We start from the raw sequence: 17272 nt of genomic DNA, 5'->3' as shown, positions 1-17272 counted from the left end.
AAAGTAACTAGTTGCCGATCTATGAAGAGAGAATAAATATATTCTTTTTTGAATAATGAAACTAAAAAATTGGCTACTTCTAATTTTGGCTCAATTCTGGTGATTGGTTATGGCAATTCCCTCAGAAGTGATGACGGGGCAGGGTGTCGAGTGTCTGATATTGTCGCTAGCTGGGATTTGCCCTATGTGCGATCGCTAACCGTCCACCAACTTACCCCCGAACTCGCAGAACCGATCGCCCAGTCTGAATTAGCGATCTTTATTGATGCTTGGGTTGGCGGCAATGGGCAGTCGAGCAAGCGCAAAAAATCAATGCCTGTTCTCCAAGTCCAAAAGATTGCTGTATCCAAACAACTCAATCCTGCGCCCTTAGCTGAACTTGGACATCTCTCCGATCCGCGATCGCTACTTCTATTAGCACAACAGGTTTATGGCGAAGTTCCCGTAGCCTACTCACTATTACTACCTGCGGTGAATTGGGAATTTGGGGAACAAGTATCTGCCGTAACCCGCAAAAGTATTGAACAAGCTGTCGATTTCCTTCAAAACCTATGCACGAAGTTAGTATCATCCAATCAATGCTAGACATAGCATTCAACCAAGCCGAATCCCAAGGCGCAAACCAAATCCATCAGCTAAATTTACGGGTAGGTGCGATTTCAGGTGTTGTACCTGAAGCGCTGCAATTTGCCTTTGATTCCTGCACAGAAGGAACAATCGCCTCAGAGGCAAAATTAGAAATAGAATGGGTAAAGGCGATCTGTTACTGTCCACAATGCCATGCAGAATTTACGCCCCATGACTGGGTTTATGTTTGTCCACGCTGCGAACGACTGACCCATGAAATTCGCCAAGGTCGAGAATTGCAATTAGTCTCCTTAGAGGTTTCCTAATATGTGTCAAGATTGCGGCTGTAGTGATATTCCTGAAGGTATGGTCAAGATTTACGCCCACGCTCATTCGCACGATCACGATCATACCCACCCACACGATCATGACCATCATCACGAACATATCGCTTTAGATAGCGATCGCCGCACGATTGCCATTAGCCAATCAATTCTGTCCCAAAACGATCGCCTTGCCGAACGGAATCGTGGCTACTTCATGGCAAAGGGCATCAGTGTCTTGAATGTACTTTCTTCCCCAGGGGCAGGCAAAACGGCACTATTAGAACGCACGATGACAGAGTTACGCGATCGCCTCAAATCAGCCATTATCGTTGGCGATCTGGCGACGGATAATGATGCTCAACGATTAAGGCGATCAGGCGCAGAGGTAATTCAAATTACCACAGGTTCGGTTTGTCATCTAGAAGCAGAAATGATCGCCAAAGCCTTGCAGCAAATGCACCTTGATGGCGTGAAACTATTAGCGATCGAGAATGTTGGCAATCTTGTCTGTCCTGCGGCTTATGACCTCGGCGAGAATTTGCGTGTGGTAGTATTTTCTGTCACCGAAGGCGAAGATAAACCTCTCAAATATCCCGTGATGTTCAAGACTGCGGACATTGTTCTCATCAGCAAAATCGATCTTGCAGAAGTAGTAGAGTTTAATCGTGAGCTAGCTTTGCACAACATTCATCAAATTGCACCACAGGCTAAGATTTTAGAGGTTTCCGCGAAAACGGGAGTAGGTATGCAAGATTGGTGTCAATTTATTGAGCAATCATTACAAAAATCTCTTGCTGTATAATCAAATCTAAATAATTAACAATTTCTGGCTTTTCCTTCATTATGGCTAAAGACTTGTTCCATCAAGCCGTTAAACAAGCTCTTATCAAAGATGGATGGATAATTACCAGCGATCCATTAACTATTCGCATTGATCGTGTGAAATTAGAGATAGATCTTGGCGCAGAAAAAGTATTTGCAGCGGAAAAAGATGGACAAAAAATTGCCGTGGAAGTTAAGAGCTTTATCAATCCATCTAATATTAGTGATTTTCATAATGCTTTAGGTCAGTTTCTCAGTTATCGTCTTGCTTTACAAATGACAGAGCCAGATCGGATGATTTATTTGGCTGTTCCTATCGATGTTTTCGATACCTTTTTTCAAGAACGTTTTACTCAAGCTGCGATTTTACAGTATGACCTAAAAATCATAGCCTACGAGCCAAATACAGAGGAGATAATCCAATGGAAAAACTAGCAAAATATCGCCAAATTGTGCGTGAATTACTAATCTCTCATGCCACGACAAACGAGCCAAACATCGAATGTCAACTCATTTTTGATACAGAACACGATCACTATCAAATTCTCGATCTTGGTTGGCAAGGGCTAAATCGTGTTTATGCCTGTTATATCCATTTAGATATTAAAGACGGCAAAATCTGGATTCAGCACAATATGACGGAAGCCGATCTTGGTCAAGAACTAGTCGAAAAAGGAGTACCAGCATCAGACATTATTTTAGGTTTACATCCACCTTATAAACGTCCTTATACCAATTATGGCGTTGCCTAAAGGTAAAAATGTACAGATTCCTAATTTACGCGATTCCTAGTTACCATGAGATCTAATAACGGTCAGTTGCAATGCTTGAATTTGCATATATCTGGCTCAGTGCAAGGTATTGGATTTCGTCCTTTTGTGTATCGCCTTGCGAAGGAATTAGAGCTTAAAGGCTGGGTGAATAACAATGCTCAGGGTGTAGCGATCGCAGTCGAAGGCGAGCAACAACAATTAGATTTATTCCTAGAACGGTTGCAATCAGAAAAACCTGCGCGATCGCAAATTCAGCAAATTACTCAGGAATGGTGCGAACCTGTTCATTATCAGACTTTTGAGATTCATGAATCAACGGATAATACATCCATCAAAACCGCAGTAATTCTGCCCGATCTGGCAACCTGTGATGATTGTTTACGAGATATATTTGACGCGCAAAATCGGCGATATCGCTATCCATTTACCAACTGCACTAACTGCGGAACTCGCTACAGCATTATCAAAGCCGTGCCATACGATCGCCACAATACGACGATGCACAAGTTCCAAATGTGTGCAGATTGCCAAGCGGAATACGATCAGCCTTTAGATCGGCGCTTCCATGCTCAGCCAAATGCTTGCCCAAAGTGTGGACCTCATTTAGAACTTTGGGATCGTGATGGTCAAGTCTTAGCCATCCGTGAACAGGCTCTATTAGAAGCTGTTCAAGCAATTAGAGAGGGTAACATTTTAGCAATTAAAGGTTTAGGTGGATTTCAGTTGGTAGTGGATGCGAATAATGCAGAGGCGATCACCAAACTGAAATCGCGCAAACATCGTCCCCATAAACCTTTCGCTCTGATGTATCCCAATTTGGAAAGCATTCACCAAGATTGCCAAGTATCAGCACTAGAAGCACGGTTATTAAACTCAACCGAAGCACCTATTGTGCTTTTACAGAAATTGAACAAGGATCTTAAGTCCCTTGTCTCGGACAATAGCTATATCGGGGTCATGCTGCCCTATACGCCGCTTCATCATTTGTTAATGGCAGAATTGCAATCGCCGATTGTAGCGACAAGTGGCAACCTTTCCGATGAGCCGATTTGTATTGATAATCAAGAAGCGATCGCTAGTTTAGGAAATATTGCAGATTTATTTTTAGTTCATAATCGCGATATTGCTCAGCCTGTGGATGATTCAGTGGTTAGGGTGATCGGCGATCGCCCTGTGATTTTGCGGAGAGCGAGAGGCTATGCACCATCTCCAATTACTAAAGATCCCCCTCAATCCCCCTTAAAAAGGGGGAAGAAGAAAATTCTCCTCCCTTTACAAGGGGGGATGGGGAGGATCAAACCTTTGCTTGTTGCAGATCGGAGGATTTTGGCTTTAGGCGGACACCTCAAAAATGCGATCGCCTTGTCTATCAACAACTCAATTATTCTGAGTCAACATATTGGCGATTTGGAGACGACGAAGGCTTTTGAGCATTTCCAGCGCATTATTCAACGCTTGAGTGAGACTTATGAATTTCAACCTGAGGTGATCGCCTGTGATGCTCATCCCGATTATCTGTCTAGCCAATATGCGCGGCAGTTATCCCAATCTTTGCAGATTCCCATAATTACGGTGCAGCACCATTATGCCCATGCACTGGCTTGTATGGTGGACAATCAGATTGTTGCGCCAGTCTTGGGAATTGCTTGGGATGGGACGGGCTATGGAACTGATGGCACGATCTGGGGTGGCGAATTTCTGAAGATTAACGATTCAGGATTTGCTAGAGTTGCCCATTTACAACCGTTTCCCTTACTAGGAGGAGATAAGGCAGCAAAAGAACCTCGTCGGGTAGCGCTGGGAATACTCTGGGAAATATTTGGCGATCGCCTTTGGGATTTGCAATTATCAACATTACAATCATTCACAAATTCTGAATTAAGAATTTTAAAAACTTTATTAACAAAACCGCATCATCTCCCCAAAACTTCAAGTATTGGTAGATTGTTTGATGCGGTTGCCTCTTTGCTGAATATTTATCAAATCACCAGTTTTGAAGGGCAAGCAGCGATCGCCTTAGAGCAAATCTGTGATCCTACAATTGATGAATTTTATGGGATGGATGTTAAGAATGACGGTGAAATTGACTGGACAAACCTGATTCAATCTATCTTAGAAGATATCCAAAATCAAACTGCGATCGCGACAATTGCGACTAAATTCCATAATTCCTTAGTGGCAGTAATGGTAGCGATCGCCAAGCAAATTGAGATAGAAAAAATTGTGTTAACAGGAGGCTGTTTTCAAAATCGATATTTAACTGAAAGAGCGATCCAAAAGTTGACGCAATCAGGATTTCAAGTTTATTGTCATCAAAATATTCCACCCAATGATGGAGGAATTGCCGCAGGACAAATTATGGCAGCATTACGAGAGTTATCGCATTGAAGAACCTTGCAAAGCAAGGCTCTTCAATGCCTGTAAATCAAGGAGCTTAAAATCATGTGTTTAGCAGTACCAGCAAAAATTCTCTCTATTCAAGGGGAAGACTTAATGAGAGTCGGCAAAGTTAGTTTTAGTGGGGTTGTGAAAGAAGTAAATCTTGCCTATTTGCCAGAAGCAGAAATCGGTGACTATGCGATTATCCATGCAGGTGTGGCAATTTCCATTGTTGATCCCGCAGAAGCAGAACAAACATTACTCGATTTGCAACAAATTTAGAGCAACTGCGATGAAATATATTGACGAATACCGCGATCGCCAACTTGCCCATGAATATGCCTCAGCGATCGCAGCTATTACTACTCGTCCTTGGACATTGATGGAAATCTGCGGCGGCCAAACCCACTCCATTGTTAAACATGGCATCGATCGCCTAATTCCCTCAGAAATCACCCTCATTCACGGGCCCGGTTGCCCCGTCTGTGTTACCCCTATTTATCTGATCGATCAAGTGATCGCGATCGCCTCACAACCCAATGTCACTTTATGCTCCTTTGGCGATATGTTGCGTGTTCCCGGAAGTAGCAGCGATTTGTTAAGTGCAAAGGCTTCAGGGGCAGATGTACGGATGGTTTATTCACCCCTTGATGCGGTGAAATTAGCGCAACAACTGACACAACAAAATAGCGATCGCCAAGTCGTATTTTTTGCAGTTGGCTTTGAAACTACTGCACCGATTACTGCTCTCGCGATCGCCCAAGCTCACCAATTAGGTTTAGATAACTTCTCAATTCTTTGCGCCCATGTCCTTGTGCCACCCGCAATGGAGGCAATTCTGAGCAATCCCGATCACACAATGCAGGGATTTTTGGCAGCAGGTCATGTTTGCACGGTAATGGGCTATGGCGAATATGAGGCGATCGCCCAGCGATATCAAGTTCCCATAGTTGTCACAGGTTTTGAACCAATTGATATCTTGCAAGGGATTTATCTATGTATCAAGCAGCTAGAAGCAGGTAAAGCGGAAGTCGAAAATCAATATGCGCGATCGGTCAAAAAAGAAGGAAATCAACAGGCGATCGCCATGATGCAAGAAGTTTTTGAAGCGACAAATCGACAATGGCGGGGCTTAGCAGAGATTCCTGAAAGTGGACTTAAATTGAAGGATAAATATGCCGCTTTTGATGCCCAAAAACGCTTTAATTATGAGGATCATGCCCCAGAAATTTGTGAATCTCCGCTCTGTATTAGTGGTTTAATTTTGCAAGGTACAAGCAAGCCCCATCAATGCCCTAGTTTCGGCAAAGCTTGTACCCCTGATCATCCCCTCGGCGCACCAATGGTTTCTTCGGAAGGTGCTTGTGCCGCCTATTATCAACATGCAGTAATATAAAGAACCAATTTTTATGGACGACTTTGCCATCTCATAAAAATTGGTTCTTCATTGAATAAGTTCTAAAATTCTATGCTCACTAGACGTACTCTCCATTTACCAAATCTTGACCTGTCCTACCTAGTGGGCGGTAATGGCTCAGAGACTGTATTGCTAATACATGGCATGGCAGATTCAGCGATGGTATGGACGAGTTTAGCCGAACATCTAGGCAAGGTGGGTGGCGATCGCTATCGGATCATTGCTCCTGATCTGCGGGGGCATGGTGAGACCAGCAAAGACATTACCGATTATTCCTTTGCGAGTATCATTGCAGATTTAGAATCCTTAATGTCGCATCTAGGCATCACTAGCGCCCATGTGCTTGCCCATTCATGGAGTGCCAAAACTGTTGCAATTTGGGCTACTCAAAAAAGCGATCGCATTCGCAGTTTGATTTTGGTCGATCCCTTTTTTATGGGCAGATTTCCGAGTTGGATTAGAATGACCTTCCCATTGATGTACCGTGTCTTACCATTTCTCAAGGTAGTTGAAACCTTCCCAAATTATGAAACCGTAGAAAAGATTGCGCGGAGCCTCAAGCAATATCAAGGATGGTCAGATTTCCAACAAACAGTTTTCCAAGCCAGCATCGAAGCAAAACCCGATGGTACATGGCAGAGCAAATTTCCTCGTCAGGCTCGCGATTTCATCTTTGAGGAGATCATGGATGTTGAAGGCTTAACTCAGTCCATTGATATCCCTACTTTATTTGTGCAACCTAAGCAAGGACTGAATCGCCAAGCATGGCAGTTACGCCCCTACCAGAAGTATTTTCCCAATTTGCAAATTTGTGAAGTATTAGGTAATCATTGGGCTTTTTTAGTAGAACCTGAAGCTTTTAATCAGGCGATCGCTAATTTTTTACAAAGCAGATAGTTACAGCGCATTGTAAAAGCCAGATAAATTTTTGAAATCATGACTAAGCCACGCTTTCAAAAATTTATCCGATTTCTGTGAGCATATAGAGGATGGGTTCCCCGCCTTCGGCGGGGAACCCATCCTCTATATGCTTATGCTAGGGAAGAAATAAAGGGGTATAATTATAGCATATAAAATAATATATTCATGGAGGTACTACCAATATGAATACCATTGAACTCAAGGAAACAATGACATCTGATAATATAAAACCAAGCAGTGATACCTCCTCTGCAAAGACTTCTCAAGCATCCAATAGTTCGAGCGAAGAAGTAAGAGCTGTCAGAAGCTATACCGTCGATGATCGCGGCATTCTCAATAATTTTGCCGTTATGCCCAAGATGTATATTGAAGAACCCGACGCTTCAAAACCAAAGAACTTCAAATTTCAGCTCATCGCTGTTCTCAGTATCATTGTAGCAATGATCGCCATTGCGATCGCTGTTAGTTAACTCATAAGAGAGATGGAGCAAAACTCCATCTCTCTTGCTGAAGATGTATTTAGATTAAATTTTGCTGCTATCTTCTGATAAAGAGTTAATCTGGAAGTTAATACACCACATAGCTTGGGTGTCTCATATCAGGAGGTTAGTATGGAAAAAATTCTAGCAAATCAAGTATGTGCTAGCGATCCCGCCCATGATATTTGGAAAAAGCAGCGTCATCCTCTTGATTGTATTTTTCGCCCACGTTCCGTTGCTGTGATTGGTGCAAGCGAAAGAGAAGGAAGTGTAGGACGTACTTTGCTTTGGAACTTAATTCGTAGTCCCTTTGGTGGCACTGTTTTTCCCGTCAATCCCCAACGGCATAGCGTCTTAGGAATTAAGTCCTATACTGATATTGCGAGTGTCCCTGAAATGGTGGATTTAGCAGTGATAGCTACTCCTGCGGCAACCGTTCCACAGGTAATTCGTGAATGTGTAGCAGCAGGAGTTAAGGGAGCAATTATTATTTCCGCAGGCTTTAAGGAAATTGGAGAACAGGGGGCAGCACTAGAGAAGGAAGTTTTAGCAGAAGCACGTAAGGGGGGAATGCGAATTATTGGTCCCAATTGTTTAGGTTTAATGAATCCCCTTGCAGGGCTAAATGCCACTTTTGCGGGTACAAGCGCTCGTTCTGGCAATGTCGCGTTCATCAGTCAAAGTGGAGCGCTTTGTACTTCGATTTTAGATTGGAGTTTAGGTGAGAATGTCGGCTTTAGTGCCTTCGTTTCCATTGGTTCGATGCTGGATGTCGGTTGGGGTGATTTGATTGAATATCTTGGGGATGATCCCCATACCCACAGCATCGTTCTCTATATGGAATCCATCGGTGATGCCCATGCTTTTCTCTCGGCAGCCCGCGAGGTCGCAATGGATAAACCGATTATTGTCTTGAAAGTTGGACATACGGAGGCAGCAGCAAAGGCGGCGGCTTCACATACGGGAGCTTTGACGGGTAGTGATGAAGTTTTAAATGCGGCTTTTCGGCGCTGTGGGGTATTGCGAGTACATACCATTTCAGACTTGTTTGATATGGCGGAAACTCTGGCAAAACAACCGAGACCTAAGGGCAATCGTCTCTCGATCGTTACCAATGCAGGAGGTCCTGGGGCGATCGCTACCGATGCCTTGATCAGTGGTGGTGGTACATTATCGGAACTTGCACCAGAGACAATCCAGAAATTAAATCAGTTTTTACCCGCGCAATGGAGTCATCACAATCCCATTGATATTCTCGGAGATGCCAGCAGCGATCGCTATGCCCAAACCCTTGAAGTAGTTGCCGATGATCCCAATAGTGACGCGATGTTGGTAATCTTGACTCCACAGGCGATGACCAATCCCACCCAAACCGCAGAGAAGCTCAAGTCCTATAGCAAATTAGGAAAGCCAATTTTATCGAGTTGGATGGGTGGTGCAGAAATCGCCGCAGGAACGGAAATTCTTAATCAAGCGAAGATTCCCACATTTCCCTATCCCGATACGGCGGTGCGCTTGTTTAACTACATGTGGCACTATACCTACAATCTGAAGGGAATCTATGAAACGCCTTCCCTACCTGTGGATTCGGATTTACATGCGCCCGATCGCCAGTTAGCTGAACGCATTCTCGCGCAAGCCACAAAAAGCGATCGCTATCTATTGACTGAATACGAATCGAAAAATTTACTCGCCGCCTATGGTATTCCCACAGTACCGACCGAAATCGCCACCAGCGATATTGAAGCCGTAGAAATCGCCGATCGCTTTGGCTATCCCGTTGTACTTAAACTGCATTCGGAAAAGATTACCCATAAAACCGATGTGGGTGGTGTGCGTTTGCATTTAGAAGATGCGGCGGCAGTTACCCGCGCCTTTATGGGGATCGCTGCCAAGGTTCGTGCTATTGATCCTGAAGCCTTTTTGGGTGTCACGGTACAGCCAATGGTAAAAATGGAAGGCTACGAATTGATTCTCGGCAGTAGTCTTGATCCTCAATTTGGGGAGGTGATGCTTTTTGGGATGGGTGGTCAATTGGTGGAGGTATTTCGCGATCGCGCCTTAGCTTTGCCGCCACTAAATACCACCCTTGCAAGGCGCATGATGGAACAAACCCGCATTTACCAAGCCTTGCAGGGAGTCCGAGGTAGAAAAGCGATCGATATGGCAAAACTTGAGCAATTACTGGTTAACTTCAGTCAACTAGTAGTTGAGCAACCTCAGATTCGCGAAATTGATATTAATCCTTTGCTAGTTTCGGCTGATGGGATGATCGCCCTTGATGCCAGAGTTGTATTACATACGGATGAAGACATCGCTCAACGTCCGATCCCTGCGATTACGCCCTATCCCACCAAATATGTGCAATGTTGGCAATCTCGTAAGGGCGATCGCGTTACCATTCGTCCTATTCGTCCTGAAGATGAGCCATTAATGGTGCAGTTCCATCAGAGTCTCTCGGAAGAGAGCGTCTATTTGCGTTATGCCCATACGGTTAAACTAACCAAGCGGATCGCCCATGAACGTTTGACCCGCATTTGCTTTATTGATTACGATCGCGAAATGGTCTTAGCTGCCGATTACAAAAATCCTGAAACCTCCGAGCATGAGATTTTGGGTGTCGCAAGGCTAAGTAAGTTACATGGCACGAATGAAGCCGAATTTGCACTCATTGTTAGCGATCACTATCATCATCAAGGGTTAGGCACTGAGCTACTACGCCGCATTTTAGAAATTGGTAAGGAACAAAATCTAGAAGCGATCGTTGGCTATATCCTCAATAGCAATGACCCCATGCAAAGCATTTGTCGCAGATTAGGATTCAAACTCCAACCCGATCCCGATGAAGGCATGTTGAAAGCTACCTTTGTCCTGTAATTCAAGAGCCTTGCAAAGCAAGGCTCTTGAATTACAAATTGCCTTTTCGCATTTCTTCGGCAATAAACTCACTAGCTCTCGCCGTAATCGCCATCTCCGTTAAGGTCGGACTTTGCCAACCAGAGGAAGTCCAACAAGCCCCATCGGTGACAAAGAGATTTGGCGCTTCCCATATTTGGTTATGGGCATTGACAACTGAATGATCGGGGGAGTTGCCCATTCTCGCGCCACCGACTTCATGGATGTAATAACCGGGGGGCGCAGAATATGACATGGTTTCCTCCATGCGACTAACAAATTCTGAAAACACAGGTACATGGAACATCTCCGTCAATTGCATATTCTTGCCCCCTGCGAGTTTGATGATTTCATCAATCTGTCGGTGCATATGATCGAGCATCAGATGTTCATTCTCTGACCATGCACATTCAATGTGCGGCACAGGCAGACCCCACGCATCCACGACATCCTGACTTAGTTGCACGCGATTTTCATAGCGCGGCAAAACCTCACCGTGGGCAATCAGGAAACCAATTGAGCCATCGCCGACTTTTCGCAAAATATGGGGTAAATCAAAGCGCTGTACGCCGCCCCAAATGCCATAGCCACGCAAGAATTTCTCCTGTTGCGATTCTAAATTGCAGAAGCAGGGGATAAAAAAGCTATCACAGCCTGAAAGATCAAAGGTTTTGGTTTGCTTGATCTTAGGTAACAAAAAGAAAGTCGAAGTGGACACATGATCCATCAAAAATCTACCGAGCATTCCCGAAGGATTAGTTAATCCCGCAGTTTGATATTTCTCGGTGGAGTGCAATAGAATCCGCACCGATTCAATCGTCGAAGCACATAAAACTACCGTCCGCCCAAAGGCTTCATAGGCTTGATTAGTATTGCGATCGATATAGCCCACCCCACGCGCCCGATGGGTATCAGGATCAAAAATTACATGGCTCACCATCGCATCCGATCGCAAAGTCACATTTCCCGTAGCGATCGCCGCCTTCAGCGAAGAACCCAAACTGGAGTACGCGGGCCAAGGCTGTTCTGGCGTGCGACGATGCAATCCAAAACCCCGTGAAGGGATCAAGCGACGATCTGACCATTTACTTTCGACAATTTGCTTGAGATGCTCCTCCGCAGGGGTTAGCGGCAAAGTCGGCTGATAGTCGCCATCGGGCAGTTGTGCCAATCCCTCTTGGCTACCCCGCACCTGAAAGAATTTTTCTAACTTGCTGTAGTAGGGCGCGAGATCCTGATAGGTGATCGGCCAGTCCTGCTCATGCCCATCACGACTTGCCGCCTTAAATTCATAATCGGATAAGCGTAAAGTGATTCCACCCCAAGTTAAGCTCTTGCCCCCCACCTGACGACCCCGAATCCAATAAAAGGGCTGATCGGGTGGAGTAGTATAGGGATTGTCTTTTTCATCAATAAATAAATCAGGATTTGCCTTCCAATATCCGGGATGCATCGACTGATAGGACTGACGCTTGGCGATCGCAAGGTTATAAACTCGCTTTGCCATATCCCTTGCCTGATTGCCTAGTTCGGATGCATCGGGAGTCCGACCTGCTTCTAAGACAAGGACTTTTAAACCACGTTCGCTTAATTCCTTGGCAGCCACGCCGCCATTGGCTCCAGAGCCAACTACGATCGCATCGTAAACTTCTGTAGAAGGGTGGGGACTCATGTTATTTCTTGACAAACCTTTTGCTTAACAACACTTCGGATAGATTTAGAAAATAGAAAAAAGCCATTCATCGTATAAGGTGCAGTTATTACAGCGCTTTGCGCTCAAACCCAAACCAAGATATTTTTTGAAAGGCTTGCTTCGCAAGCCTTTCAAAAAATATTTTGTGGTTCGTTTGATCAAAAATTGCTGTAAATGACTACACCAAATGAATAGCATAAATTTCATGTTACCTAGTCTACTGAGTAAAGCCCAACAAAAGTTTCTGATAAGTAGCTAAGCGTAATTAAAAACCAGAACCAAAACCTGTGGCGCACGTGCAGCGTGCGCCACAGGTTTTGGTTCTGGTTTTATACTTAATTACACCCAGCTACTTACACAATGTAATTTTAGCTTAGGACATAAAACCCAAAAGATGAGTGGCAGCGCGAAGCGCTGCCACTCATCTTTTGGGTTTTGATTTGTCCTAGCTATCTCTTACATTGCTATATATGGAGATCGGGTTTTAGATGATGAGGGGCGATCGCACTTTCTTTACTGATCATCACTACTTGCCTCTCCGACATAAATACCAATATCTCGTGCTGTTCTCACTAAAAAACCTTGAGGATCAACACTTGAGGGAGCCTTCTTTTCTCTACGTCCCTTCTTGATTTGCTCAATTACCCGACTTATGGGAACACTACTCACCCTACCATTTTCCCAAATCACCATCTGGTTATAGTTACCATTCGCAATTAAATCCACTGCCTCTCGTCCAAAGGCAGTTGCTAACAGGCGATCGCTAGAAGTTGGTGTACCACCTCGCTGCACATGACCTAAGACCGTAACGCGAGTATCAAATGGATGAATGTAATTAGGATCGGATGTATTAATCTGACACATCTTACTACCACATTCTTTAATATGCCGCGCCACATAATCGCCAATGTAATGTTCTTTTTGTCCGAGATGATTTTTCACACCCTCAGCAACTACGACTAGAGCAAACCTTCTGCCACTCTTCTGTAACTCTTGAATATGGCAACAGACTCCCGTAATCACATCTTCATTTAAAACAGGAGTTAATTCAGGAATGAGAATTGCATCAGCACCACCCGCAATTCCCGCTTCCATCGCCAGATAGCCTGAATCTCGTCCCATCACTTGGACAATCATCACGCGATCATGGCTAGCGGCGGTAAATGTGAGGTCATAGAGTGCTTGAGTAACGCGATTAACGGCTGTATCAAAACCCACTGACGCTTCTGTAAAAGGAATATCATTGTCAATAGTTTTGGGAACGGCAACCCAATTCCATGAGGCTCCTTGCTCCGCAGCTTTTTGAGCTAATCCATCCAAAATCTCAATACTGCCATCACCACCCATCACGATCAGAGCCGTTAATCCTAACTTTTCATAGCCCTTAATAATGTCTTCAGCATGTTGCTCAGGATCACCTTTACTAATCGAACCCAATACACTACCACTCAGAAAATAAAGGATATCTAGCCCCTGCACTAACCCCGGAATATCGTAGCCATGCTCCTTGATGCGTAACTCTTCTGGCTGACGTTTGCCAACTAATAGTTCGATAAAACCATCGGTTCCATAGGGAATGCCATAGACTTCCCATCCATATTTATAGGTTGCTACCTTCACAACGGCACGAATGACGGCATTCAGTCCAGGACAGTCTCCCCCACTGGTTAGAATACCGATACGCTTAGGCTTGTGGTTATTTACCATTTGATTTTCCCACCTATGGATAGTCTTCGCAATTTCGACTCTGTAGCACAAAACTATGAAGAATCGGTTATATCTAATTTTCTCGCTTTTTGAGTATCAAAATCTATCCTTCGATAAAACTTAAGGAAATTTCTTAAATTTTGCAACACAAGTTAATACATTGCTTTGCACTCAAACCCAAACCAATAAATCTTTTGAAAGTGCTGCTTTGCAGCACTTTCAAAAGATTTATTGTGGTTCACTTGCTCGGAAATTGCTGTAACAATTCTACAATTTCAGTCTAAGTGTTAAAGTTTTGTGTTTTTTGTACTAATTCTATCCAGAAATTAGAGAATGAAAGATGAATAGTGCGAAATACCTCTACTTTAGCAACAAAGGTATTGTTTATGCTGTCGAGAATCTCCCTTCCACAGCCAAATATTGAAGATGGTTCGCCCAATCCTCGATTCCATTCTTTAGATTTGACGATTCGCCAAAACCGTAACCGCCAAGATGCTCTGATTGAAGTATTACACAGGGCGCAAGAACAGTTTGGCTACCTCGAAAAAGATGTCCTTACCTATATCGCAAGAGAATTAAAACTCCCCCTTAGTCGAGTATATGGTGTAGCAACTTTCTATCATCTTTTCTCGATCCAGCCTAAATGTAAACATACCTGTTCTATTTGTTTAGGAACGGCTTGTTATACCAAAGGGGGGCAAGCTTTGTTAGACATCTTAACTAAGGAACTGCACCTCAAGGCGGGAGAGCGATCGCCTAATGGCAAAGTATTTCTACGAGTAGAGCGCTGCATTGGTAACTGTGGTGTTGCGCCTGCGGCGATCTATGACGGTCATGTATCGCGTCAACAAAGCCCCGAAGATGTTTTAGCAATGGTCAAAGGCTGGATGGAGGAGCCATAAGTACTAATTATGGATATTGAAGGACTATTACAAATTGCGAAGGAAGAACGCGATCGCCAAAAGAGTATTCGCATTCGGTGCTGTACTTCGGGTGGATGCCAAGCCTCTGGCTCTTTAGAGGTTCGCGATCGCCTTGCGGCGGCTATTCATGCCGATGGACTGGAAGAGACTGCGGAAGTAGTCAGTGTTGGCTGTATGGGTTTTTGTGGTCGAGGACCTTTAGTCGCCGTTGATCCTTCGAGTGTTCTTTATGAGAGGGTGAAACCTGAGCAAGCGGCATCGATTGTGAGTGGACTTAAAGGGGGCAATGTCACGGCGAACCTTGGCGATCTTGAACATCCGTTTTTTACACAACAATTGCGAATTGTATTGGAACATATTGGCAAAATTGATCCTACCCGCATTGAGTCCTATATTGCTGTTGGCGGTTATCGTCAGCTTTATCGCACTCTCCATGAAATGTCACCACAGCAGGTAATTGATGAAGTTACTCGCAGTGGTTTGCGCGGTCGTGGTGGTGCGGGCTATCCCACAGGGTTGAAATGGGCGACGGTTGCCAAAATGCAAGATCGGCGGCGCAATCAAACTCCAAATCAACCTCAACAGAAATATGTGATTTGCAATGCCGATGAGGGTGACCCGGGGGCATTTATGGATCGCAGTATTCTCGAGAGCGATCCGCATCGGGTACTAGAGGGCATGGCGATCGCTGCCTATGCGGTCGGCGCAACTCACGGCTATGTCTATGTGCGTGCCGAGTATCCACCTGCGATCGAGCATATCCGCCTCGCCATTCAACAAGCCAAACAGCATGGCATCCTCGGCAGTCAAATCTTCGAGTCCACCTTTGACTTTAAGATTGATGTGCGCGTCGGCGCAGGAGCCTATGTTTGCGGTGAAGAAACGGCTCTGATTGCCTCTATTGAAGGTGGTCGCGGTATTCCTCATCCCCGCCCGCCCTATCCTGCGGAATCAGGGCTCTGGAGCTGTCCCACCCTGATCAACAATGTGGAAACCTTCGCCAATATTGTGCCAATCATTCGCAATCGTGGCGCATGGTATGCCAGCATCGGTACAGAAAAGAGCAAAGGCACAAAGGTATTTTCCCTAGCAGGAAATATCGCCAATACAGGGTTAGTGGAAGTGCCTATGGGCATTCCCTTACGCCAAATCGTCGAAGATATGGGTGGTGGTGCGGCAAATGGCGGCAAGGTCAAGGCAGTGCAGACAGGTGGACCTTCAGGTGGTTGTATTCCTGCCTCTGCCTTTGATACCCCCGTTGATTATGAGGCAATGCAAGCCCTTGGTTCCATTATTGGGTCAGGGGGCATGGTGGTCATGGATGAAAATACGAATATGGTGGATATGGCAAGGTTTTTCATCCAGTTCTGTATGGATGAATCCTGCGGTAAATGTATTCCTTGCCGTGCGGGTACGGTGCAACTCCATCAGCTATTAACCAAGTTCGTAGAGCATAGAGCCACGGAAGCTGATCTCGCCAGTCTCGAAGAACTCTGTGGCATGGTGAAATCCATGAGTCTCTGCGGTTTAGGACAATCTGCCCCTAATCCGATTGTGAGTACATTAAGACATTTTCGTGATGATTATTTGAAGTTGTTAGCTGTTAGCGATTAGCTGTTAGCTGTTAGTTGTTAGCGATTAGCTGTTAGCAATCTTTAAATAGCTTGGAATAATTACCAATTACCAATTACCAATCACCAAAAGCTAAAAGCTAAAAGCTAAAAGCTAAAAGCCCAAAAAACAAGGAGATAAAACCATGAATTCCATAACTCCATCCATTGAATTTTTTGCAGGTATTCCCGAAGAGTTGAGTGATGTGCGGCTGAGGCGCGATCGCAATACTGGCGAAAACTCCGTCAAGATGACTTTTGTGAATATCAAGGCAGTGCAAGGCGCAAATAGTTTTGCTAAGGCATCTTTTAACGATATCAGACTGGTCGATAGTGAAGGGACTATTTCCATTGAGCCGAAAACCTCGAAGCTCTTTTGGCAAGATAAAGGCGATGATTCCGAATTGGCAAAAATCGAAATTGTGTTTGATGTTGGATCAACCGACCATTGGGATCGCTTCATGCGATTTATGGAACGCTATGCTGCAGCCAATGGCTTTGAATTTACCGCATCATAAGTATAGCAATCCTAAATCATTTGTGAGAAGTTTGAACTTTTAAGTTGCTATACCATAAAGCATCTAGTTAAATGTTTTCTCACGACTCATTTAGGATTGCTATAGTCCTAACGAAATGTAGAACGTAATCGCTAACTTCTATAAAGTTTTATTTTAATGCCTTAATGTGAATAATCCTCTTAATGAAGATGAATTAAAATGGGATTAATATATAAAATAATTAGTCATCATAGATTTAGAAA

Annotated in this window: 16 protein-coding genes; 14 read left to right on the top strand and 2 right to left on the bottom strand. The window is 44.4% G+C overall.

Going from position 1 to position 17272, the window contains the following annotated elements; translation table 11 throughout:
* Positions 1 to 69: 69 nt before the first annotated feature.
* From HC246_RS10300 to HC246_RS10250, 11 genes are all read left to right on the top strand, one after another.
* The gene (locus HC246_RS10300) at positions 70 to 585 is read left to right on the top strand and encodes a hydrogenase maturation protease (protein ID WP_169363314.1); all 516 of its coding nucleotides are present in this window, start codon (positions 70 to 72) and stop codon (positions 583 to 585) included.
* A complete protein-coding gene (gene hypA, locus HC246_RS10295) occupies positions 552 to 893 on the top strand; it encodes a hydrogenase maturation nickel metallochaperone HypA (RefSeq protein ID WP_169363313.1) in 342 nt (113 codons plus the stop codon). Before HC246_RS10300 ends, hypA begins: the two co-directional genes overlap by 34 nt.
* Before the next feature lies 1 nt (position 894).
* On the top strand, positions 895 to 1695 hold the full coding sequence (hypB, locus tag HC246_RS10290) for a hydrogenase nickel incorporation protein HypB (protein WP_169363312.1): 801 nt from the start codon (positions 895 to 897) through the stop codon (positions 1693 to 1695).
* A 41-nt stretch (positions 1696 to 1736) separates the two neighbouring features.
* Positions 1737 to 2150, top strand: a complete 414-nt coding sequence (locus HC246_RS10285; protein ID WP_211167678.1) for a XisH family protein — start codon at positions 1737 to 1739, stop codon at positions 2148 to 2150.
* Complete coding sequence (locus tag HC246_RS10280) at positions 2138 to 2467, top strand: XisI protein (RefSeq protein ID WP_169363311.1); 330 nt, start codon at positions 2138 to 2140, stop codon at positions 2465 to 2467. Before HC246_RS10285 ends, HC246_RS10280 begins: the two co-directional genes overlap by 13 nt.
* A 45-nt stretch (positions 2468 to 2512) precedes the next feature.
* Positions 2513 to 4876, top strand: a complete 2364-nt coding sequence (gene hypF / locus HC246_RS10275; protein ID WP_169363310.1) for a carbamoyltransferase HypF — start codon at positions 2513 to 2515, stop codon at positions 4874 to 4876.
* Positions 4877 to 4930: 54 nt separating this feature from the next.
* On the top strand, positions 4931 to 5149 hold the full coding sequence (locus tag HC246_RS10270) for a HypC/HybG/HupF family hydrogenase formation chaperone (RefSeq protein WP_169363309.1): 219 nt from the start codon (positions 4931 to 4933) through the stop codon (positions 5147 to 5149).
* Between the two features lie 10 nt (positions 5150 to 5159).
* Positions 5160 to 6263, top strand: coding sequence for a hydrogenase formation protein HypD (gene hypD, locus HC246_RS10265; RefSeq protein ID WP_169363308.1), 1104 nt, complete (start codon positions 5160 to 5162; stop codon positions 6261 to 6263).
* Positions 6264 to 6335: 72 nt separating this feature from the next.
* Entirely contained in the window at positions 6336 to 7181 is an 846-nt protein-coding gene (locus HC246_RS10260; RefSeq protein WP_169363307.1) for an alpha/beta fold hydrolase, read from the top strand.
* Positions 7182 to 7387: 206 nt separating this feature from the next.
* A complete protein-coding gene (psb34, locus tag HC246_RS10255; protein ID WP_169363306.1) occupies positions 7388 to 7675 on the top strand; it encodes a photosystem II assembly protein Psb34 in 288 nt (95 codons plus the stop codon).
* Between the two features lie 141 nt (positions 7676 to 7816).
* Positions 7817 to 10561: a bifunctional acetate--CoA ligase family protein/GNAT family N-acetyltransferase gene (locus tag HC246_RS10250; protein WP_169363305.1), complete on the top strand. Its 2745-nt coding sequence runs from the start codon at positions 7817 to 7819 to the stop codon at positions 10559 to 10561.
* 31 nt (positions 10562 to 10592) lie between these two features.
* Here the strand turns inward: HC246_RS10250 and HC246_RS10245 are convergent, their stop codons facing one another.
* Complete coding sequence (locus HC246_RS10245; protein ID WP_169363304.1) at positions 10593 to 12251, bottom strand: GMC oxidoreductase; 1659 nt, start codon at positions 12249 to 12251, stop codon at positions 10593 to 10595.
* Between the two features lie 534 nt (positions 12252 to 12785).
* On the bottom strand, positions 12786 to 13979 hold the full coding sequence (locus HC246_RS10240) for an ATP-dependent 6-phosphofructokinase (protein WP_169363303.1): 1194 nt from the start codon (positions 13977 to 13979) through the stop codon (positions 12786 to 12788).
* Between the two features lie 386 nt (positions 13980 to 14365).
* On the opposite strand from HC246_RS10240, the gene hoxE reads away from it, so the two are divergent.
* The 3 genes from hoxE (at position 14366) to psb28 (ending at position 17030) form a co-directional block, all read left to right on the top strand.
* Positions 14366 to 14881, top strand: coding sequence for a bidirectional hydrogenase complex protein HoxE (hoxE, locus tag HC246_RS10235; RefSeq protein ID WP_169363302.1), 516 nt, complete (start codon positions 14366 to 14368; stop codon positions 14879 to 14881).
* Positions 14882 to 14890: 9 nt separating this feature from the next.
* On the top strand, positions 14891 to 16516 hold the full coding sequence (locus HC246_RS10230) for a NuoF family protein (protein WP_169363301.1): 1626 nt from the start codon (positions 14891 to 14893) through the stop codon (positions 16514 to 16516).
* A gap of 142 nt (positions 16517 to 16658) precedes the next feature.
* Entirely contained in the window at positions 16659 to 17030 is a 372-nt protein-coding gene (gene psb28 / locus HC246_RS10225; RefSeq protein WP_169363300.1) for a photosystem II reaction center protein Psb28, read from the top strand.
* The last annotated feature ends 242 nt before the right edge of the window (positions 17031 to 17272 follow it).

This window comes from Pseudanabaena yagii GIHE-NHR1 (assembly GCF_012863495.1).
GTDB classification, from domain to species: domain Bacteria; phylum Cyanobacteriota; class Cyanobacteriia; order Pseudanabaenales; family Pseudanabaenaceae; genus Pseudanabaena; species Pseudanabaena yagii.
The sequence above is the reverse complement of the archived record's forward strand: the minus strand, read 5'-3'. Positions and strand labels throughout refer to the sequence as shown.